This window comes from Micromonospora sp. NPDC003776 (assembly GCF_053605645.1).
On record NZ_JBSGJR010000009.1, the window covers coordinates 1 to 21,802 of the forward strand.

11 protein-coding genes are annotated in these 21,802 nt (G+C 68.6%); 9 read left to right on the forward strand and 2 right to left on the reverse strand.

Annotation, left to right across the window (positions count from 1 at the left end):
• Positions 1-236: 236 nt before the first annotated feature.
• The 9 genes from ACWEVO_RS01645 (at position 237) to ACWEVO_RS01685 (ending at position 18,942) form a co-directional block, all read left to right on the forward strand.
• The gene (locus tag ACWEVO_RS01645) at positions 237-401 is read left to right on the forward strand and encodes a hypothetical protein (RefSeq protein ID WP_452305633.1); all 165 of its coding nucleotides are present in this window, start codon (positions 237-239) and stop codon (positions 399-401) included.
• Positions 402-572: 171 nt separating this feature from the next.
• Entirely contained in the window at positions 573-1,754 is a 1,182-nt protein-coding gene (locus ACWEVO_RS01650) for an L-histidine N(alpha)-methyltransferase (RefSeq protein ID WP_452305634.1), read from the forward strand.
• 38 nt (positions 1,755-1,792) lie between these two features.
• Entirely contained in the window at positions 1,793-2,413 is a 621-nt protein-coding gene (locus ACWEVO_RS01655) for a hypothetical protein (RefSeq protein WP_452305635.1), read from the forward strand.
• A gap of 158 nt (positions 2,414-2,571) precedes the next feature.
• Complete coding sequence (locus ACWEVO_RS01660) at positions 2,572-4,725, forward strand: MMPL family transporter (protein WP_452305636.1); 2,154 nt, start codon at positions 2,572-2,574, stop codon at positions 4,723-4,725.
• Positions 4,726-4,902: 177 nt separating this feature from the next.
• On the forward strand, positions 4,903-5,802 hold the full coding sequence (locus ACWEVO_RS01665) for a hypothetical protein (protein WP_452305637.1): 900 nt from the start codon (positions 4,903-4,905) through the stop codon (positions 5,800-5,802).
• A 251-nt stretch (positions 5,803-6,053) separates the two neighbouring features.
• The gene (locus ACWEVO_RS01670) at positions 6,054-8,495 is read left to right on the forward strand and encodes a M14 family zinc carboxypeptidase (RefSeq protein WP_452305638.1); all 2,442 of its coding nucleotides are present in this window, start codon (positions 6,054-6,056) and stop codon (positions 8,493-8,495) included.
• Between the two features lie 370 nt (positions 8,496-8,865).
• On the forward strand, positions 8,866-14,502 hold the full coding sequence (locus ACWEVO_RS01675; protein ID WP_452305639.1) for an AAA domain-containing protein: 5,637 nt from the start codon (positions 8,866-8,868) through the stop codon (positions 14,500-14,502).
• 365 nt (positions 14,503-14,867) lie between these two features.
• Positions 14,868-16,973: an ATP-dependent nuclease gene (locus ACWEVO_RS01680; RefSeq protein WP_452305640.1), complete on the forward strand. Its 2,106-nt coding sequence runs from the start codon at positions 14,868-14,870 to the stop codon at positions 16,971-16,973.
• Between the two features lie 49 nt (positions 16,974-17,022).
• The gene (locus tag ACWEVO_RS01685) at positions 17,023-18,942 is read left to right on the forward strand and encodes an ATP-dependent helicase (protein WP_452305641.1); all 1,920 of its coding nucleotides are present in this window, start codon (positions 17,023-17,025) and stop codon (positions 18,940-18,942) included.
• A 130-nt stretch (positions 18,943-19,072) separates the two neighbouring features.
• Here the strand turns inward: ACWEVO_RS01685 and ACWEVO_RS01690 are convergent, their stop codons facing one another.
• Both ACWEVO_RS01690 and ACWEVO_RS01695 read right to left on the reverse strand, forming a co-directional pair.
• Positions 19,073-20,008, reverse strand: coding sequence for a restriction endonuclease (locus ACWEVO_RS01690; protein WP_452305642.1), 936 nt, complete (start codon positions 20,006-20,008; stop codon positions 19,073-19,075).
• A 35-nt stretch (positions 20,009-20,043) separates the two neighbouring features.
• Entirely contained in the window at positions 20,044-21,789 is a 1,746-nt protein-coding gene (locus ACWEVO_RS01695; protein ID WP_452305643.1) for a hypothetical protein, read from the reverse strand.
• Positions 21,790-21,802 lie beyond the last annotated feature (13 nt).

The window sequence follows — 21,802 nt, forward strand, 5'->3', positions numbered from 1 at the left end:
GCGGCCGGCGAGCAGGTAGTGCGCCCGCTGGAAGGCCGGTGAGCGCTTGTACCGGCCGAAGCCCGAGGCCAGCCAGAGCGCGAAGAGGGCGAGCACCGAAACCCACCTCGCCCGCGCCGAAGCCGACCGGCTCGCCCGTCCCGCCGCCGGCCGGCGCGCCGCGGTGCGGGGCACCGGAGAACCCGTACGGCTACACCTACTGCGGCGGCGCGCTGATCCACGAGCCGGCTCCCGACGTGTGCCGCTGGTTCGTCTGCGTACCCGGGTTCTGGGCGGGCCGCGGCTACCTCATCGTCTGCGCCGACGGCCGGATCGGCATGGTCGGCGGCCCCGCCGGCCGGTGCCCCGAACAGGCCGGCAGGAAGAACCCCGTGTACGCCGGCCAGCCGGCCGCCGGCTGACCGCTCGGGCGGCCCGAGGCGGCGGCCCGGGGATAGCCGCAATTGCCGTCAAAAAGGTCCGCCGCATCGCACGTCAATGGCCGGCAAAGCGGCTACCTGCAAAGACTTTGACGCTGTTAAGGTTGGCGAGCGGAACATCGGGGACGGTCGACCTCGCCTGGGGGATGGCACATGGATCAGCAGGCCAGGGAGCAGATAAAGCTGCTGCGCAGACTCGAGAAAGTCATCTCCGAAACCGAGTTCTCCTGGTCGCTGTGCCTGGTCGGCGAAGACCAGTCCCGAAAGCTCAACGAGCTGGCCGCCGAACTGCAGCGGCCCTTTTCCGCCACCGGCGACGAGAAGCGGATCGTGTCCGGCTACTCGTACTGGGGCATCGAACCGGCGGTGAACTGGCAGCGGGCCTGCACCGACCCCAACTACCCGGTGATGCGCGACGGCATCGAGACGTTCAGCCGGCGCTGGCGCAGTCTGCATTCCCGGCACAACGGCCGCCCCTATCACTACATCAGCCTCGGTCCCGGCACCGGGGAAAAAGACGCGGTGGTCCTCGCGGGCCTGCAGCCGCTGAATCCCGAGATGTACTACGTGCCCGTCGACATGAGCGCCGAGATGCTGCGGCTCGGGCTCAAGCCGATAAAGGCGCTGCCCTTCTTCCGGCAGTTCCGCAACCAGCTGCTCCCGGTGCAGCTCGATTTCTCCGTCGAGGAGAACGTCGCCGAGCTGAACGAATTGCGCGACCGGCTCATCGGCGACGAACCGGTGCTGTTCTCGCTGCTGGGCAACACGATGGCCAACTTCGACGAGGACGTCGACCTGGTCGAGCGGCTCAGCAAGCAACTGCTGCGCCCGCAGGACCGGCTTTTGGTAGAGGTCGCCACCGCCTCCCACCTGGATGACCGGATGGCCCAGCAGGCGGCCCGCGAGTACGAGACCAGCTGGGTGTTCCGCGAATTCGTCATCAGCGCCCTTCGCCAGAACACCGACCTGTCGGTGAACATGAACCACGTCCGCTTCGAAGGGGTGGTCGAAGAGGGCCGGTCGCTGGTCATCAAGGTCATCTACTGCAACGACTCGGCCGAGGACCTGAAGATCGTGCTACCGAACCGCAGCGAGGTCCACTTCCCGCGCGGGGACACCATCCGCCTGCTCATCACCCGCAAATACCAGCTCAAGGCCCTCGCCGCCGCGCTGGCCAAGGCCGGGCTGGTCGTGGAGAGCGAAGCGTTCACCCAGTTCCAGGCGTACGAGCGGGTCCGCCGGTTCGGCATGGACCTCATGCTCCTGTCTAGCAGCGACACCGGCAACGGCCCCGACACCGCCGCCCGGGACGTGTTCCGCCGACCTGGCAAATGACCGGCAGAGCGGGGCGGCCGGCGTCGCTGCCGTCGTGGGTGACCGCGCCGCGTACCTGGATCATGGTGGTCACCGCCGGCAGCCTGGCGGTCGCCTTCGTGGTCAGCGCCGTCTGGTGGAGCCGGTCGGCCGGCATGTCGAGCTTCGAGCCGGCGGTGCAGATCCTCGGCCTGCTCGGCGGCATCACCGGCATCGTCGCCGAACGCTGGGCGGCCAGCCGGGAGCGGCGCGCGGAGGCCCTGCAGGCCATCGGCGAGGAATTGCAGGACAACCGGAAGATTCTCACCTCGCCACCGTTCTCGGTGGGAGCCGCGCAGCCGGCCCGCCGACAGGTGTATCCGCGGATGAGCCTGTCCGCGGTGAATGCCGCGCTGTCGTCGGCGGTGCTGTCGCCGCGGCGGGACGAGGCCCTCGCTGGCATGCTGCACGACTGGCGCAACGAGGCGGAAATTTTCAACCATCAGCTCTCCCTCGCCGAGATCCTCGCCTTCACCAACGGCTCCGACGACGTGCTGCGCGACCTGCACCAGGGGCTGCACAGCGCCGACGGGCCACTGGAACGCATGCAGGAACACCTCGACGCCCTTATGGCTCTCACGGCGCTGCCATCGCCGGGCCCCGCACCGCGCCTCGACAGGAATGTGAGCGGCAATCGTTAGTCGCCAGGTTGCTGTTGTTAACCGCAGGGCGTCCGAAAAGGATTGCCATCAATGTACGCTATACAGCCGGTAGTGAAGGCTGCCGTCACGGTGACGGCCGCGTGCCGGCGAGGTTGTCGGCCCCGGGCGTCAGAAGAGCCGAATACACGGAGGAAAGCATGTTCGAGCGGTTGGGCAGATTCGTCGTCGGCAAAGCGTGGTGGGTGATCGCCGGCTGGCTGCTCGCCGCCGTCGCGATCATCGTCACCACACCGTCGCTGGGCGACATCACCTCCGCCGACCAGGAAAGCTTCCTACCCCACTCCTACGAGTCAGTGCAGGCCACCGAACTCGGCAAGAAGGCATTCCCGCAACAGGCCACCTCGACCGCGACCATCGTGGTCAAACGCGCCGACGGGCAGAAACTCACCCCGGCCGACGAGGCGAAGGTGGGCCAACTCGCCCAGTCCCTCAAGGACAAAAGCATCGCCCACACCTCCGGCTACCTGACCGGCCCGCCGGCCGTGGCGCCGGACAAGTCGGTGCAGGTGGTCAGCGTCGGCCTCGACGCGCCGACCCCGGACGACCCGGCGCTGCTGGATGCCGTACGTGACCTGCGCGCGGCGCTGGGACCGCAACTGGCCGGCAGCGGACTGACCGCCGGGGTGGCCGGCGACGTGGCCACCTTCGTCGACAACGAGGACACCTTCAACAAGGCGTTCTCCGTGGTCGGTGTCGCCACCATGATCCTGATCATCGGACTGATCCTGGTCATCTTCCGCAGCCCGATCGCCGCGCTGCTGCCGGTGGTGACCATCAGCATGGTCATGACCGTCACGACCGGACTGGTCGCCGCCGCCGGCAAGGCGTTCAACCTCAACGTCAGCCAGGACCTGCAGACGATCCTGCTGATCGTGCTGTTCGGCATCGGCACCGACTACATCCTGTTCCTGCTGTTCCGCTACCGGGAACGGCTGCGCGCCGGCGACGACAAGCGCACCGCGATGATCGTGTCCGTGCAGCGGGTCGGTGAGGTCATCACCTCCGCCGCCGGCGCCGTCATCGTCGCGTTCCTCGTCCTGCTGCTGGCGTCCCTGGGCTTCTTCGGCTCATTGGGCCCGGCGCTCGCCATCGCCGTCGGGGTCATGCTCATCACCTCGCTCACCCTGATCCCGGCCGTCGTCTCACTGCTGGGCCGGTACGTCTTCTGGCCGTCGAAGGCGTGGCAGCGTGCCCCCAAGGCCACCATGTCCCACCGGCTCGGCACCGCCATCGGCCGCCGCCCCGCGCTCGTCGCCGCCGCGTCCGGCGCCCTGCTCGTCGCGCTCGCCGCCGGCGTGCTCGGCTACAAGGCCGACTACGACTTCAGCGCCGGCTTCCCGCAGGACACCGAGTCGGCCAAGGCCGCCAAGGACCTGCAGCGCGGCTTCGCCGCCGGCGCGCTCGCCCCCACCGAGGTCTACCTGACCACCGGAAACGGGACCCCGCTGACCGAGCAGCAGATCAACGACTTCGCCGCCGCCGCAACCAAGGCGCCGGGAGTGGGGCGGGCGCAGCCGCCGGAACGCAGCAGCGACCCCAGCGTGGCCCGGGTGAACCTGCTGCTGAATGAGAACCCGGTCTCCAACGAGGCCATCACGCTCGTCCGCGAGGACCTGCGCACCGCCCTGCATCAGGCGGCCCCGTCCGGTACCCGGGCGCTGGTCGGCGGACCGACGGCGATCTTCGCCGACATCAACTCGGCCAACAACCGGGACCTGTCGGTCATCCTGCCCGTGGCGGCCGCGCTGATCGCCCTGATCCTCGCGTTGCTGCTGCGCAGCCTCGTCGCGCCGATCTACCTGGTGATCGCGGTGCTGCTCAACTTCGCCGCCACGCTGGGCGCCACCGTCTACCTGTTTCAAGGACTGCAGGGCAAGCCCGGGGTCACCTTCCAGCTGCCGATCATCCTCTACCTGTTCGTGGTGGCGATCGGCACCGACTACAACATCCTGATGATCGCCCGACTACGCGAGGAGGCACGGGAGGGCAACGAACCGCACCAGGCCGCCGCCATCGGCGTGGAACACGCCGGGCCGACCGTGGCAGCGGCCGGGCTGATCCTGGCCGGGACGTTCGGGGTGCTGATGCTCGCGCCGATCTCGTTCCTGCAGCAGATGGGCTTCGCGGTGGCGATCGGGATCGTGCTGTCCGCGTTCGTCATGTCGATGTTCTTCGTCCCGGCGCTGACCGCGCTGATCGGGCACAAGGCGTGGTGGCCGGGGCACGGCGACCAGCGGCGGGTCAGCGAGCGGGACGTCCCGCCGGAGCCGGTCAGCGTGGCGGGGGCGTAACGGGCGGCGCAGCCACCCGGGAATGACGGCTGGCCGCGAACGAGCGGTCCCTGCCGCCGGTGTAGGCGGCGGCTGCAGGACCGTTATCAGCCCTGGGCTGGCCCTGAACGGCCGTTTTTTTGGGGGGAGATGCGGTCGGAACCGCGACCGGCGTGGAGGCGTCTCAAGGATGTGGAGATGGCGAAGCTGCGTGGGCGGCGTGTGCTGCCCTTGATCACGGTCGCGGCCCTGCTCGGCGGTTGCGGGTCCGCCGCGAGCAGCCGAGCCGGCGACAGCCTCGACGGATTGCGCGAGCAGGCGGGCGGCGCCTTGGCCCGGTATGACGAGGCGTTTCGCGCTGCGGGCGGCGCGCCCTTCGTTCCGGTGGGGGAGCTGACCCGCCAGCTCGGCGGCTGGGAGCCGGCCAACGGGGTTTACAAGGAGACGCTGTCGGCCGGCCTCGTCGAGGCTGCTTCGACCCTGCCCCGGGTGCCGGAATCGGTTGGGAACATCGCCTGGGCCAACGGCACCAGACAGGACGTGCGGCTAATCCCGGCGGACGCGTCGTTGGTGCAGTTGCGCGCGGCGGGCACCGGCCACTGTTCCGGCTGCGCGCCGCTGAAGGTCACCGGCGCTCGCCTGACCACGATGACGCTCCAAACCACCCGGGGCCTGGCGACCGTTCCGGCGTGGGAATTCACGCTCGACGCAACCGCGGTGCGGCTGGCGCGGGCGGCGGTGGATCCCTCGGCCATCGTCCGGGTGACCCCGCCGCCCTGGGACGCCGACCATCCGCACGAAGGGTTGGCGATCGAGTCGGCGACCACGACGACCACGAGCCAGGAATTGACCGTCGCCTTCACTGGCGCGCCCGGCCCGAGCAGCAAGCCGTGCGGGGCCGACTACGGCACCGAAGCGGTCGAGTCGGACCTGGCGGTCGTCGTGATCGTCATCGAGTACCGGCACGCCGAGGACGAGGCATGCTCGGCCGGCGGAGTGCAGCGCAGCGCCACCGTCGAGCTGTCGCGACCGTTGGGTGACCGGGCAGTCCTGGAGGTCAAGCAGGGCCTGCCGGTGGGGTTGACGATCAGCGGCTGACCCTTCCCGCCGGTGACGACGACTCCCGGCAGGAAAGACCCGGTGTACTCGGATGGGCCGGCCCTTGATCGACCGTTCGTTCGACCGGTCCAAGAAGGACGTGCGACTGGAACCGACGTCCGTCCAGCGCCCATCGATCTTGACTGATGGTGAGGCGGCGATCACACTCTTGGAAAGCTGCGGCGGCCGAGGTCGTCTGCCGGACGCCTCGACTGCGCGGCCTTCTGGATCGCCTTGCCGGAAGGACTCTCATGAGGAGTACACCAAGATCCGACCGACCGCGCCGATTCCTCGCCCTGCTCGCCCTACCCCTGGCGCTCGCCGTCAGCACCCCCGGCCTCGCCAGCCCGACCACCGACAACGCAGCCGCCCCCGACCGCACGTCAACCGGCGAACAGAACGGCGTCGGCCTGATGCGCATCGTCGTCGCCGACAAGTCCGGCATCGACCGCCTCAACCAGCTCGGCGTCGACCTCGCCGAATACGTCAAGCCCGTCGACAACGGCATCGAGGTCCACGCAATCCTCAGCCCGCAGGAGAGCCAGGCGCTCCGCGACCAGGGCTTCGACGTGCAGGACGCCATCTCCGACCAGAGCGACTACGCGCAGAACATGGCCGAACGGTCCGCCGCCATCAAAGCCGCGTCCGCCGCCACGGCCAGCACCGACACCCTGACCGTGCTGCGCTCGGAATGGTTCACCAGCCTCAACAACCAGCTCTTCCTCAACATCGAGGTGAAATCCAGCGCCGGCACCGACTCCACGACCGTGCTCACGGCCAGCTGGGACAGCGGACCCGGCACCGCGATCGGCTCCGGCGGCACCGCCACCATGTCCCGGTTCACCGACGCCGGCCAGTACATGTACCACCGCTTCAGCAACCCGGTCCCCATCACCGCCGCCCCGGCCAAGGCCACCATCACCAGCAACAAGGGCGGCTCCGTCACCGTCGACGTCGCCAAGTGGCTGGGCAGCCCGCGCAAGGCCACCGGCACACACCCGTACGTGTCCGACTTCGTCGACCACTACATGGACCCCACCGAGGTCACCGCCCGGTTCACCGGCCTGGCCGCCGAGTTCCCGAAGCTCACCCAGCTGATCGACCTGCCGTACAAGACCAACGGCTACCGACGCAAGGCGCAGGCCCAGTTCGGCACCGCCGCCGCCAGCACCCTCTACGTCACCTCCACGGCCTACGGCTCCGACGGCGGCAACGACCTCACCATGTCCCTGGTCAACCCGGGCACGGCCAACGCCCCGCTGACGGTCAGCGTCTCCGGCAAGGCCATCACGGTCAGCCTGGCCACCAACGGCTCCGGCGCCATCACCAGCACCGCCGCGCAGGTCGTAGCCGCCGTCAACAGCAACGCCGCCGCGGCCGCACTGCTCACCGCCAGCACGTACCGGGGCAACGCCGGCACCGGCGTGGTGGCCGCGGCCCCAGTCACCCAGCTGACCGACGGCCTGAAGGCACCGGCAAGCGTCTCCCGCGAACCGTTCCAGATGAAGGTGCTGCGGATCGGTAAACACCGCGACGGCTCGAAGGTCGGCGTCTTCCTCTACTGCCAGGAACACGCCCGGGAATGGGTCACCCCGCTCGTCTGCGTCGAGTCCGCCGAGCGGCTGCTGCGCAACTACGCGCAGGACCCCAACACCCGCAAAATCGTCGACGACCTGGACATCTTCATCCTGCCCGTCGTCAACCCCGACGGCGCGCACTACAGCATGTACGACTTCAACATGCAGCGGCGGAACATGACCAACCACTGCCCGGAGAACAACGCCGACCCGGGCCGCCGCAACTCCTGGGGCGTCGACATCAACCGGAACTTCACCGTCGGCTCCGCCTTCGACGGCTACGTCGGTGCCTCGACCACCAACTGCGTCAGCGACACGTACGCCGGCCCGGCGGAGCTGTCCGAGCCGGAGGCGCGCAACGAGGTCTGGCTGGTCGACAACTTCCCGAACATCAAGCTGTCCATGAACACCCACTCCTACGGCGGGTACTTCATGTGGCCGCCGGGGGCGTACAAGGCCGACGGGCGGGAGGTGCTGCCGCGGGTGGACCAGGGCACCGAGGCGTACTTCTGGACCTCGTCGGACTACATCCTTTCGCGGGTGCAGGAATACCGGGGCACGGCGATCTGGCCGGGCCGCACCGGACCGGTGACCGACGTGCTGTATTCGGCGGCCGGCAACAGCGCCGACGAGCACTGGTACAACCGGGGCATCATCGGCTGGGACTTCGAAGTCGGCGCCGACATCTACGACCCGGCCACCAAGCGGTTCACCGCGGTCGGCTTCCAGCCGCCGTTCGCCGAAGGGCACGAGGAGGCGATGGAGTTCGCCAACGGCAACATCGGCATCCTCGAGGTCGCCCGGGCGTACGCGACCGACAAGATCCAGCCGAAGACGTCGCTGAAGATCGTCAAGCAGGAGGCGGGGGCGACGGCGTTCACGTTCAGCACCAGTGAGCCGGCGAACGTGTACTACACGCTGGATGGCAGCCGGCCGACCTACAGCTCACCGAAGCTGGCGCTGGCTGGGATGCGTGAGGGGGTGCAGAGCATCACGGTGAACAGCGACACCACCGTCAACTGGTTCTCGATCGACATCGCCGGCAACGTGGAGAGCAACTACAAGCCGGACGGTCAAGGCAGCAACTACAACAAACAGGTGGTAGGCGTCCACTAGCGAACTGGCCTCTTGAATACTGGTGGCCGCCGACCACGGTCGGCGGCCACCATCCCGTGGAAGGCTCGCACCGTACGGATCGGCTCGGGCGTACCGGACCGGGGCCCCAGTCGCTGTCGGATGCCGGGTGGCGTGGTCCCGATGACAATTGTTGCTGCGGGCACTAATGCCTGTGCAGGTTCTTGACAGGGTTAAGAGGGCCGACGGCGCCGTCCGATCGGGGGAACGCTGGGGTCCCCCTGGCCGGCGTGCCGCAGGTAGTGTTTTGGACACCGCCGGTGGGGAGGTGGGAGCGCCGCATCACATGTGCTGACATCGGACCAGCCTCGTCACCGGGGCCTGTCCCACCCGCCAGAACCAAAGGTGCCGCATGTTCTCCCGCTCCCCGTCCACCACGGAATCGCCGGCCCTGATCCTGGACCGTGCCACCTCCCTGGTCGACTATCTGATGGCCGTGCGCGCCCAGATGGAGAAGCCGGCTCGGACGGTCCCGCAGGCCGACGCGTTCTGGCAGCACCAACTACCCAGCCACGCGGGCTGCCAGGTAGGCGTGTCTGCTGACGACGGCAGCTGGCTGCGGATCGGCCTTCCGCCCGCGCCAAAGCAGCTGCGGGCACCCGCCGAGTTCAGCCCCTACCTCGCCGGGCCGGTGTCGTACGAGAGCGAACCGCGGTTGGCCGGCGATGAGGAGACGGTCGAGCACCTCCGTACCCGGTTCGAGCAGTGGCGGGAGCGAGACTGGCGCCCGTGGGCCGAGCAGGCCCGAGGTACCGAAGCGGTCCGGAAACTGCACCGCAGCCTGTTCGACCTTATGCACCGCGTCGACATGAACGCCGCCAGCCAGGAGCTGGTGTGGGGGCACGGCGTCCTACGCACGGACGTCGGCGCGAATCGGGTGCAGTACCCGCTCGTGGTGACCCCGGTCGGCATCGAGTTCGACGCCGACCGGTCGATGATCCGGGTAGTGCCGCAGGGCGCCGGCCGCCTCCAAACCGACCCGCTGACCGGTCTCGACGAGCGATACCTCAGCCAACTGCTCGCCCTCGCCGGCTCCGGCGGGCAGCTCGACCTCGATGTCTGGGACGACTTCACCCGCCTGGAGTTCCTCGAACGGGCCCTGCGCCGCCTCGGACTCGATCCGACCGTCCGGGCCGCCGACGCGCCCGCCCCGGCCGGCCCGTACGTACACGACACCGGCGTGCTCTTCGTCCGGCCCAGGCAGCGGATGCTGCGCCGGTTCCTGGAGGAACTGCGGGCCCGTTTGCTCGGCGGCGACACCGCGAGCATCGGGGCGCTGGCCGCCATCCTCGCTCACGAGCCGAGCCGCTTGAAGATGCCGCAGGACCAGCCGGCACGGTGGGCGCCGCTGGGGGAGCGGCTGCTCATGCCGCTGCCCACCAACGAGGCGCAGGAGTCCATCGCCCGGCGGCTCGCCCAGCACCGCAACGTGGCCGTCCAAGGCCCGCCCGGCACCGGCAAGACCCACACCATCCGCAACCTGATCTGCCACCTAATGGCGCACGGGAAGCGGGTCCTCGTGGTCGCGCAGAAGGAGGACCCTCTGCGCGTCCTGCGGGACGGCCTGCCGCAGGAGATCCAGTCGCTGTGCCTGGCGGTGCTCGGCCGCTCCACCGACCAGCTCGTCCAGCTCCAGCTCGCCGCCCGGGAACTCTCCGACCGCGGCGCCACCCTCGACAAGCGAAGCGAGCAGCAGCGGGTGGACCGGCTGCGTCACCAGCTTGAGGAGGCTGAGCGGGACCTCGGCCGGTCCCTCGGGGCGCTGCGTACCCTGGCGGAGAACGAGTCCGCGCAGTACGAGATCGACGGCATCCGGCTGTCGCCGAGCGACGTCGGCGGCTGGCTGCGGGATCGCGCCGAACGGTACGGCGACATCCCCGACGAGATTCCCCCGGACCTCGACGCCCCGCTCACGGTCGAGGAGTTCACCGACCTGCTCGACATTGCCCGCCGTACCGTGCGCCAGGACCGGACGCAGGCGCTGCGGCACCTGCCGACAGCGGCCGCGCTGCCGGCCGCCTCGGCCGTGCTCGCCGCGCGGCGGGAACTTGCCGCGACCCGCGCCGAGCTGGACCGGCTCGTCGCCGACGGGGTGACGGTCGCGGAGGTACGGGCGTTCGGCCGGCCCGCCCTCGAGGAGCTCGCCGGACACCTGCGGGAGGCGCTCACCCTGCTCACCGCCAGGGAGGGTGCTTGGACGGACGCGCTCGCCAAGCTGCTGCAGGCCGACCCAAACTGGCAGGCGATCTGGGAGGACCATGTCGCCGCCTGCCAGCGGGCGCTCGCCGAACTCGCCACGGCGACTCGGGCCGTCGCCGGCCACCGGGTGACCGTTCCCGACGGGTACCTGGCCGAGCCGCGTCGGCTGCTGGCGCAGCTCGGCGAACTTCGCCAGCGCTTCGCCACAGGCAAGGGCGTCAGCAAGCTCTTCCAGGGCACTCTCGCCAAGCTCGCCGCGGATTGCCGCATCGACGGCGAGATCCTGCGCACCACCGAGGACGTTGACATCGTCGTCGCGTACGTTAACCGCCTCCGCCTGCGGCAGGAACTCGCCACCCGGTGGACCGAGTGGCGGAACCTGCTCAACCTGCCGCAGGAACTCGGCGACCAGCCCGAACTCTGGACCGGCCGACTGCTCAGCGACGCGGCGACCGCGCTGGACTGGGACCGCCGGCGCTGGCCTACCCTGCACGCGACCGTCCGCCGGCTGGTGCCCCGGGCCGAGCACGCGGTCGACGTACGCCGGCTGACCGCGCTCACCGACCTGGTCGCCCGGTGCGCGGCCGTCTTCACCCACGACCGGCTCGCCGCCGAGGAGCGCGAGCTGGGTGTCGTGCTCCAGGTCGGCATGTCTACCAGCGACGCCAGCGAGCTGTGGCGGCTGCTCGACCAGAGCCGGCAGCAGGCCGACCTGCCCGGCTGGGACGGCATCCTCGACGAGGTACGCCGGCTGGCCAGCCTGCGCCCCGACGCGCAACGGTTCACCCAGCTCGTCGAACGGCTCCGCCCGGCCGCTCCCGCCTGGACCGCCCAGATCGACGAGGGCACCGCCGCCGCCATCGGCGGCACCGGCGGGGACTGCCTGCACCGGTGGCAGTGGCGCCGCACCCAGACATGGTTCGACACCGTCGTGGGCAGCGTCGACCCGCTCGCGCTCGGGCGGCGGGTCGAGCAAACCCGGGACCGCATCCGGCGGCTCACCCAGGAACTCGTCGTCGCCTCCTCCTGGCTGGAGGTCTCCAAGGCGCTCGACGACCGTCGGCGGGCCGCGCTCGCCGACTGGACCACCGCGCTACGCAAGATCGGAAAGGGTACGGGTAAGAACGCTGCCCAGTGGCAGGCGCACGCCCAGCGGGCCATGAGCGCCGCCGTCGACGCCGTACCGGTCTGGGTCATGTCGGTCGACCGGGCAATCGAGCAGTTCGCCGGCGGGGCGCACTTCGACGTTGTGATCGTCGACGAGGCATCCCAGGCCGACATGTTCTCGCTGCCCGTCCTCAGCCTGGCTGAACGAGCCGTCGTCGTCGGCGACGACCAGCAGATCGGTCCACAGCTGGTGGGCGTGGGCAGCATCAGCGGCCTGATCAACTCGCATCTGGTCGACGTGCCCTCCGCCGAGCACTTCGATCAGGAGAGCAGCCTCTACGACCACGCCGTTCGGCGCTCCCCGGAACGCATCCTGCTCACTGAGCACTTCCGCTCGGTGCCGGCGATCATCCGCTTCTCCAGCGAGACGTACTACGGCGGAGAGATCGAGCCGCTGCGCACGGACCGGCCCGCCGGCATCGGCGACCCCGTCAACGCCGTGCACGTGCCGGAGGGCATCCGCCAAGACCTGCCCGGCTACGGCAACGTCAACGTTGCCGAAGCCGAAGCCCTCGTCGCGCGGGTCGCGGCGATCGTCACCGACCCCGCATACCAGGGACGCAGCATCGGGGTCGTCAGCCTGCTCAGCACCAGCGGACAGGCCCTCTACCTACTCACCCGTCTCCGCGAGGAAATCGGCGAGGAGGAGATGGAACGGCGCCGGCTGCGCGTCGGCGACTCGTACACCTTCCAGGGCGACGAGCGGGACATCGTCCTGGTGTCGATGGTCGTCGAGCCGCATCACGGCCCAGTGTCCGCCTTCACCGGGCGGGACCACCATCGGCGCGTAAACGTCGCCGCCTCGCGTGCCCGCGACCAGCTGTGGGTGTTCCACTCGGTGCAGCCCGCCGACCTGCGCGAGGACGACGCCCGCCGGCTGCTGCTCACCTACTGCCAGAACGTCACCGCCGCCGACGAGGCGTACGACAACCTGGAGAAGCGCTGCGACAGCGACTTCGAACGCGAGGTGCTGCGTCGCATCCTGCGCCGCGGATACCGGCCGCTGCCGCAGTTCCGCATCGGCGGGTACCGGATCGACTTCGTCCTGCCCGCGCCCGACGGCCGGCGGCTGGCCATCGAGTGCGACGGCGACGCGTACCACGGGCCGGACCAGTGGGAGAGCGACATGCGCCGGCAGGCGGTGCTCGAGCGGGTCGGCAACTGCGTCTTCGTGCGCATCCGGGGAAGTGTGTTCAGCCGGGATCCGGAGGCGGCGCTGGAGCCCCTGTGGCAGCGGATCGACGAGTTGGGCATCAGCGTCCCGCCGCCGGTCGTCGAGGTGCCGACGTCTGCGCCGATCGTCGCGCCGGAGGTGCCCTCGGCGCGGCCTGCCGAGCCCGCGCCGACCGAGGCCGTGACACCGCCATGGGAACAGCCGCTGTCGCCTCCGATCACTGCGCCTGTCGCGGCCGAGCCCGTGGACGAGGTGCCCGTTGCGCCGACGGCGCCAGAAAGTCTGCCGCCGCAGCCCGTCGCCCGTGAGGACGCCCGACCATCGCCGGTCCGGTTCGACTCGGATTCGCCATCCGCTGTCGAGTCCGCCGCCGCCGAGCCGGCACCACCGCCGGCCGCCGTGTCGGCGAGTCAGGACCCTGGTACGACACCTGCGATCAGGCCCGCCGTCGAGGAGCTCACGCCAACGCCGGTCGTCGTGCCGCCTCGACAGGCCGTCCGGAAGCCGGCGGCCGTCGTACCCCCGCGCCAGCCTCGGCCGGAGGTGGCCTCGCAGTCGACCGACGGACCCGCGACGGACGACGGCATGGTGCCCGTGCCGGTCGGCTACCGCAACGTCGCATGGCTACGGCCCTACGAGGCGGTGGCCGCGGTCGACTGCTACAAGCACTGCCGGGACGTGCCGATCCGGCACGAAGGCAAGGTGCTGGGCTGGGCCAGGTACTACGACAGCGCCTCACCCGAGGCTCGCAAGTACCGGGCCAACGTCCGGGTCGAGCGAGCCCATCCGACCGGCGCGCGATTGATCTGCTGGGTACGCCCCCACGAGGCAAAGGCCATCATCAGCGCCGCCTCGATGAAGCGGGACATGCCGGTCGAAGACAGTCGGGGCCGCCACGCCGGGCTGGTGCAGTACTTCCCGCCGGCCAGCCCAGCCGCGGTGCGGTTCCGCAGCGCCACCCGGCTGCTGCGGCTCTCCGGCAGTAATGAGGGACGTGAAGTCCCGCCCACCTCGCCGCCTTCAGCCGACCCTCAGACGACCGATCACACGACTCTCGAGGACACCCTCAACCAGGCGATGCGGCGGGCTTACGGGCGCGCCGAGAACGTGCCGGACGAGCCGGACGGTGAGACGGCAGACCGGCGAGTGCTGGAAGCGGCCTTCCATGAAGCCATGGTCCGCAGCTACGAGCGGGCGCGCGACGAGGCGAACTACCATGCCGCGCTGTTCCTCCGCATGCTCACCGAGAAGGGTGGGCTGGCGGCCGCCCGGCAACTGCTTCGCAACCCCGGCGTCTCCGACGGGTTTACGGCCCTGTGGGAGCGGGGCCGGGTGGACCTGACTGTTGAGGCGGTCGTCATCCGGCCGAAGTTCCGGGCGCTGTTCACCCACGAGGAGTTGGCGACCGCCAGCAGCCGAGTAATGGAGGCGTCCGAACACCTGGCCTGAGGTGTCGGAAGGCCGCAATGCAGTCCGCAACGATGAGCAGGGGAAGACGTGCATGAAGGCGGATACCGTCCAGCTTGTCCACTTCGGCACAGATGGTCGACGTGTAGTTCCTGTTTTTCAACGGCCATACGTCTGGGACGAGGAGCGCAACTGGGCGCCGCTGTGGACGGACGTGCGGGTGGCGGCCGAGGAGGTCCAAGCGGGGCCCCGTCACCCCTGAGCTGGGCGGCAACGCAAGTATCGTCATGCCGACAGAGATGCGCCTGCTCATGGCCCTGCTTCGATAACCTGCCACCTCGGGGCCAGGCGAAGCCGGCCCTCGTGGCGGGCACTCGGCGCATAGCCGCTGGCGGGACGGAGGGCGCGTGCAGCTGCGCAAGGTCCAAATCCGGAATTTTCGCAACTTCGCGGACATGACTATCGAGCCGTTTCCCACCCCGGCGGTCGTCGTGGGCGAGAACGGCGTCGGCAAGAGCAACTTGCTGCACGCGCTACGGCTGGTGCTCGATCCTGACCTGTCAGATCGCCGCAGGCAGCTTCAGCCGGACGACATATATGACGGGTCTACGCCGCTTACTGAGGGCACAGAGGTGTCGGTGGAGGTGGAGCTAAGCGACTTCGACACGGATCCGGATGCCCAAAGTGAGCTCGACGGGGCCATCGTCGCCACCGGCCCCCTGGTAGCACGGCTGACGTATCTGTTCCGGCCAAAGAAGTCGCTGGGCGTCGTGCTCGGCACCGCACCCCCCCGCAAGCTGACGCCGGACGACTACGACTGGACGATTTTTGGTGCCAATGACCCGTCCAACGCCATGCTGTCCGCCAAGCGGTACGCGGCACTGTCGGTGCTTCCCGCGCTCCGGAACGCCGAGGATGATCTCGGCAGGGCCGATCGAAGCCCGCTGACGCGGCTGCTTCGGGAACTGCCCCCCGCCGAGGCCAACGTAGACCGGGCCCTGGCACAAATGCAGGCCGCACGCGACGAGCTCAGCCGCGACCCTAACGTACGGGCTGTACGCCGCATGCTGCGTGAACGGGTTAACACAATGGCCGGACCGCAGCTGGACCTCGTCATGTCTTTGGCGTTCGCGGGCCGCTCCGAGGACCTGCTACGCACCGTTCGGCTGTTCGTGGACCCATCCGGCACCCGCGGCGTGGAACGCACGTCGACCGGCGCCGCGAACGTGATCTACCTAGCGCTGCTGTTGGAGCGGCTACGGCTGCGCCGCCAGGCCGGTGACGGCGAGGACACCCTCCTGGCGGTGGAGGAGCCCGAAGCCCATCTGCATCCCAGCCTGCAGCGGCACGTGTTCGCCCACCTGCTCGGCGAGCCTAACCGGTTGGTGCTGACCACGCACAGCCCGCACATCGCTGCGGTTACCCCGATCTCTAGCATGGTGCTGCTAGCCGAAAGCGCCGGCAACACCCGGGCGCGGATTGTGCCGCCGGGCCTCCTGACCTCCGAGCAGACGGCCGACCTGCAGCGCTACCTCAACGTCACCCGCGCGGAAATCTTGTTCGCCCGGCACGTCATCCTGGTCGAGGGCGCCGCCGAGAGCTACCTGGTGCCAGCGTTGGCCGCCGCCGCCGGGTTCGATCTGGACGGACACGGCGTTGTGGTGGCCGGCGTGGATGGGACGGATTTCGCCCCTTACGCCCAGCTACTCGGCCCGAAGGCGCTCGACCGGCCGTTCGTCGTCCTTACCGACGGCGATATAGCCACGAGCGACACAGCGACCAAAGGCGTCACCGTTTTCGCCGTCGAGCCGGGGCTGTGGCGAGCCCAGGGACTGCTACAGATCCAAGACGCGGAAGCCTACGAGAACTTCGCAGACCGCCTGAAAGGTATGGCCGAGCTAGAACTGCCCGATAGCGGCACTCGCCTCGGCCGAGACGACCTGGTCGTCGAGGCCAGCAATGCGGGGGTTTACGTCGGCCGGCACACTCTGGAGGTAGACGTAGCGCCGCTGCTCGCCGACGAGATGGTCACCGCGTTCAACGAACTCGCCTCCGGTCCTGTCCGGCAGAGGAACTTCGCGAGCGCGGTCAAGGACTGCGCCGGCGGGAAGCCCAAGGCCGATGACCGCTACGCCCTGGTGTCGCGCATCGATCGAATCGGCAAAGGTCGGTACGCGCAGCGGCTAGCGGACCACGTGGCCACACTCGACCTGCGCGGCCGCGTCCTCGAGGTGCTTGGTGCCACCGAGGACGAGGAACTCGCCCGAGACCACTTGCTGACGCTGCCCGGCTGTGGTCCGCTGCTCGCGCTACTAGACGACCTGCGCCGGACCGTGCAGGGGCTGCCGCTGCTGCCGACCGAGGCACAGTATCGCGAATGGCTCCATGCCCGGCAGGGGCCAGACGAAGACGACGTGGCCGGAGAACCCGAGCAGGCCACAACCGACCCCGGTGATGGCTCCGCGCGGCTACCACGGGGCATCGTGTCAGCGAACGGGCACCAGCTTGCGTGAATTCATCCATAGGGCGCAAGCTCGGGTGGGCCGACGAGTCGGTCTCGTCATGCCCGGCAGCGTCCAGAAGTTGGTAGCCGCGCCGGAACCAGCGGAAGTCATGCTTCCACCGTCGCTGGCCGCCGAGCTCGCCGGCCTGCACCCCCGCCAACGCGCCGCCGCGACACACGACGGCAACCTGGTGGTCCTCGCCGGCCCCGGGGCGGGCAAGACCCGCACGCTAGTGGCGAGAGTTGGCTACCTGCTGGCAACCACCAGCGAGCACCGAGGTGTCGCGGCGATCACCTATACCGATGCCGCCGCGCGCGAGGTCACCGCGAGGCTCCGGCGCCTCGGGATGTCCGTCGGGCGGCGGCTGGCCAGCCGCACCGTGCACGCTTTCTGCCTTCAACACGTCCTGATGCCCTATGGAGGAATCGCCGGGCGTCCCCTCTCTCCGAGCTGCCAGGTGCTCGACGCTGACGACAGCGACCGGTTGTGGGAGCAGGCACTTACTCGGGCAGGGATCCCTCTCGGTCGTCGGGGGGCACGCGGGGAACTTCCCACCGTGACCCAAATCCGGCGCCGCCACGCCGCAGACGAGGACATCAGCGACTTCACCGTTCAACACCGGCGGGCGGTGGCCGACTATGAACGGCGGCTCCACGAGCAGGACCTGCTCGACTTCGACGCGATGACGTTTGACGCCCTGCGCATCCTTCGGGACAGCAGCCCAGCCCGTGAGCTGCTCGTCGCCCGATTTCCGCACCTTGTGGTCGACGAATACCAGGACCTCGGCCCGGCGCTGCACGCCCTGGTCACAGTTCTCCTCGATGCGGGCGTGACGGTCACCGCAGTCGGAGACCCTGATCAGACCATGTTCGAGTTCCAGGGCGCAGACCCGCGCTACCTTCGCGAGTTGGGCCGGCGCAGAGACGTCACCCAGATCCAGTTGACGCTGAACTACCGTAGTGGCAGCGCGTTGATAGCCGCAGGGCGGGCCGCTTTGGGAGCCGACCCGGGCTATCGCCATGACCCCGAGCGAACCGACCCCGGCGTTATCGACGTCATGCCAGTGGACGGTGACCTTGACGCCCATGCGAGCCGCACGGTCCGGGCGGTCCGCGACCTACTCGACCGAGGGGTGCCGGCCGAAGACATTGCCGTGCTGTACCCCGGCCAGACCGACCTACAACAGCAGATCGAGGCCACGCTCGTCGCGGCCGAGATTCCGTTCGACAGCGAACGCGCCCGTCGGGTACCCGACGGGCCACTTGCAGGACTGGTCGCCGCCTGCGCCGCCCGGCGCCTGTCCGGCCCGCTGCCCGGCCACGACGCTGCTTCCTCCACCAAGCAACCGGCCGAGACCAACCGACGCCCCAGCGGGGGCGGCCGCACGCCGGCCACCGTGCGTGAGCTGGCCCAGACCTGGCACAAGCTGCGCGCCGAGGCCGACATTGCCGACACCGAGGGCGAGGTTCGCGGGCTTGCCCGATCATTGCTCGGCGCACTGGACGGCCCCAGCCGCGAGGAGGCCGCCGACGACGCCAGCGGCTTCTTGCTCACCCTCAGCGATGTGCTTGACATACCGAGACTCGCCGCTGCCCGCAATGACCGGCGTGACCAACGAGCCCCAACGGCGCTGGAAGCCGCCCGCCGTAGCGGGCTAACCATGGCGGAGCTTGCCGGCGGACGCGCCCCCGGCCGGCTCGTCCTGACCACCTATCACAGCGCAAAAGGACGAGAATTCTCGGCCGTGATCCTGCCCGGCCTAGTAGAAGGACTAGTGCCGTTCTACTTCGATAATCAGGTCCTCAGCAAGCGGGAGCTGGAACGTGCCCGACGACAGTTCTACGTCGCCGTCACCCGCGCCATTGACGCGGTCATCCTTATCCCGGGCACCCATTTCACCGCATGGGGACGCACCCGCCGCAGCCGATGGTCCCGGTTCGTCGCTGACATCCAGCAAGAGACCAACATATCGGCATGACTCGGCGACAAAAGCCGCCAAGGCAATTCGCCACGTCCGGCGTGAACGGCGCTGGACTGGGCCTGGTAAAGCAGGGAGGCGCCCCGAACCTGTCGAGACGCCCGGAACGACACATACCAAGTTGTGTGAGTCAGACGAGCCCTCGTGCCGGGCACCAGCAGCTGCCGGTGTCGTTGAGGTGACGGCGTTTGGTGCGAAGTAGTTCTGGCAGAGCGATGCGGCCGTCGAGGATGTGAAAGAGATCGTCGCCGTCGACGGTTATGAAGGGCGTTCCTCCTGGGTGGGTTGCTTGGAGGAAGCCTTCGGTGAAGCCGTTCACGGCGATGAATATGCCTAGAGTGTTGCGGCCTTTTCGGCAGATCTTCGCGGCGAACACGTCCGCCTCGGCCCGGTCGACGGGTTGTTTCCACCACTTGGCTTCGACGAGGTAGTCGTCGGTGTCGAAGTGAAGTGATCCGTCGATCTGTTCGTTGGCTACCGCGTAGCCGAGCCGCGGCTCCATGTCATGGAGTTCAAATAGGCGATTTAGGACGTATTCGAACCGCCGACCCCGCCTGTGAGGGTCAGTCGCTTGATGAAGGCCGAGGAACTCAACCTTAATGGAAGACATCGCGCGGGTATGGAGTCTCTTGGACTCGGCGGCTTGGGCCTCCGCTTCGCGCGTCACTCGGAGGCGCTCTCTCTGGTGGAGGTCGCGTCGGTACTGACTCGTCAAGTCCGCGAGGACGCTTACCGCGCTGCGGGCGACCGCCATTCGCTCAGCCGCGTCGGTCTGCCGGGCGAGGTTTGGGAAGGCCGTCATCTCGGCGATCTCGGTCATGATCGTGAGGGTCGTCTCGTCGTAGGCGGTTGCGCTCTGAAGTAGGTCGACCAACGTTGCGGCGACGACGCGCTTCGTCTGGGTGAAGTCGAGGCGCGCGAGCAGCTCGGGGTGATCGTGAAGGTGGCGGCGGAGATATGTCTCGTACGGCTGCTTATTCCAATGGATCACCGCGAGCGCCTCGGCGAGCGCCTCGTACGCCTGCGGAGCGATGCGCTTGCTCTTGGTGGTTGTTGTGGTGGTCATCTCCGGCTTGCGTCCTCTCTGTCGCGGCCGAAAGGCTAGATGTGGGTGGCGAGGTAGCCGTCGTGGCCGAACAGGGCGGCTCGGTCGAGGTAGTGGTTGAATCGGTCGCAGACCGGCTCGCCGAGGTGAAGGCAGGCGTGGCAGGCGCCGCCGTGGCGGCGACACGCCGGATCGAGGGCGCATCGGGTTTCGGCGGCCATGAAGGCGTTGAGGAAGTGGTGGAGGTTGTTTTCGTAGACGGCTTGGACGCCGCCGAGGACGAAGTCTCCACGCGTTGCGGCGTAGATGAAGAAGGTGCCGTGGCTGGGTACGAGGTATTCGCCGAGGCTTTCGCGGTCGACGCCGGCGAAGACGGAGAGCTGACGGATGACGCGGTGGGCGTAGGAGTGTATGAGCTCGAGTAGGTCGCGGCCGGCGGGGGTCGCGTCGGGTTCGTCGGTGAAGCGGTCGGGCGTGACGACGTGGCCGGCGACAATGGCTCGGGCGTCACTCGCGTTGATAGCGTGGGGTAGGGCGTGGCCCCGGCGATTGAGCCAGGTGAGGACGCGCTGCGGGTCCAGGCGGAACATCAGGGCTTCGGATTCTTGGGGGTCGGCGTAAACGCGGGTGCCGCGGCGGCCTGGGAACAGGTTGAGGCGTCCCTTGCCAGGTTCGAGGCCGCCTCGTGTGAAGCCGTAGACGGCCCGAAGGACTGGAAATTTGTCGACGAGGTCGATGGCTTCGAGGCCGGCCCTGTTGATGGCGGTCGGGTAGTCATGTTGGTACATGGTGCGGGCGTTGGCTGGCGTTTCGGGTCGACTCAAGTCAGTGATTCGGACGCGTGACTCAATCGTGGCCAGGGCGATTTCCACCGCCTCGCGTTCAGTGGCCTCGATCCGGCTGGCTGGCGCGCTCGCGAGCCGACCGATCTCCTCCTCAGGAGCGAGTTCGCCGGCGTCGCTGGCGATGGCGGCCATGGCCTCCGCGCTGGAGCGTGAATAGCCTTGGCTCATGAAGTTGTCGATGGCTGATGACCTGGTTGGCTTGTCCGATCCTGGTTTGAGTGAGACGAACCCGCCGATGGCCCAGGCGAGGGCGCGACGGGGGCCGCCGGCTTCGGTGATCTCGGCCATTCTTCGTCGGTTACGTGGGTTGATCAGGGTGAACGTCTGAGGGGTGTATACGGTGGAGGCTCGGTGGATGTTGTAAACGAGCATGGTTGGGTTGCTTCGAGTGTTGTTCCACGACCGCCCGCACGGGCATTTGCGGAAACCCATCCCTTGGCGGGTCTGCCTATCACAGATGGGGCAGACGAACCGAATGCGGGCGGCTTCCATGCTTTTTTGGTAGGGCATGCGGCACAAGTTGTGGACGGGGCAGCGTGGAATGCTAGGGGCTTCGAGCATGCCGCATTCGTGGTAGCCGACGAAGTGAAGCTGATCCCAGTTCTGCTTGGCTCCGCAAACCGGGCAGTTGGGGTGGCGGCGATCTTCCACGACGCGGCAGGCCCGGCAGATGTAGACGTTGGGGAACTGTTCGACGCGTACGCCACGATCGGGATTGACTTCGACGACCTCGATTGGGTGGCCGGCGTGCAAGCCGCGAGCGATGCCCGCGTCGTCGCCGCGGAAGGACCAGCCGTTGACTTGTTCGATCAGTTTGCGGCGGATGACGGTGTCGTCGACGTCGACGCGGAGAGGGTCTTTCCACTCGACGGTGCGGTAGATGCCGCCTCGCAGATCACCGGTCTGCTGTGGTAGGAAGCCGTAGAGGACTTGTGAGCCGCTGCGGTTGTCTTTCATCACGTGGTCCTTG

Excerpts from the sequence above, each read along its gene's own strand:
- ACWEVO_RS01650 (WP_452305634.1), top strand. The coding sequence starts at position 573 with ATGGATCAGCAGGCCAGGGAGCAGATAAAGCTGCTGCGCAGACTCGAG.
- ACWEVO_RS01695 (WP_452305643.1), bottom strand. The coding sequence starts at position 21,789 with ATGAAAGACAACCGCAGCGGCTCACAAGTCCTCTACGGCTTCCTACCA.
- ACWEVO_RS01690 (WP_452305642.1), bottom strand. The coding sequence starts at position 20,008 with ATGACCACCACAACAACCACCAAGAGCAAGCGCATCGCTCCGCAGGCG.
- ACWEVO_RS01665 (WP_452305637.1), top strand. The coding sequence starts at position 4,903 with ATGGCGAAGCTGCGTGGGCGGCGTGTGCTGCCCTTGATCACGGTCGCG.
- ACWEVO_RS01670 (WP_452305638.1), top strand. The coding sequence starts at position 6,054 with ATGAGGAGTACACCAAGATCCGACCGACCGCGCCGATTCCTCGCCCTG.
- ACWEVO_RS01685 (WP_452305641.1), top strand. The coding sequence starts at position 17,023 with ATGCCCGGCAGCGTCCAGAAGTTGGTAGCCGCGCCGGAACCAGCGGAA.
- ACWEVO_RS01660 (WP_452305636.1), top strand. The coding sequence starts at position 2,572 with ATGTTCGAGCGGTTGGGCAGATTCGTCGTCGGCAAAGCGTGGTGGGTG.
- ACWEVO_RS01675 (WP_452305639.1), top strand. The coding sequence starts at position 8,866 with ATGTTCTCCCGCTCCCCGTCCACCACGGAATCGCCGGCCCTGATCCTG.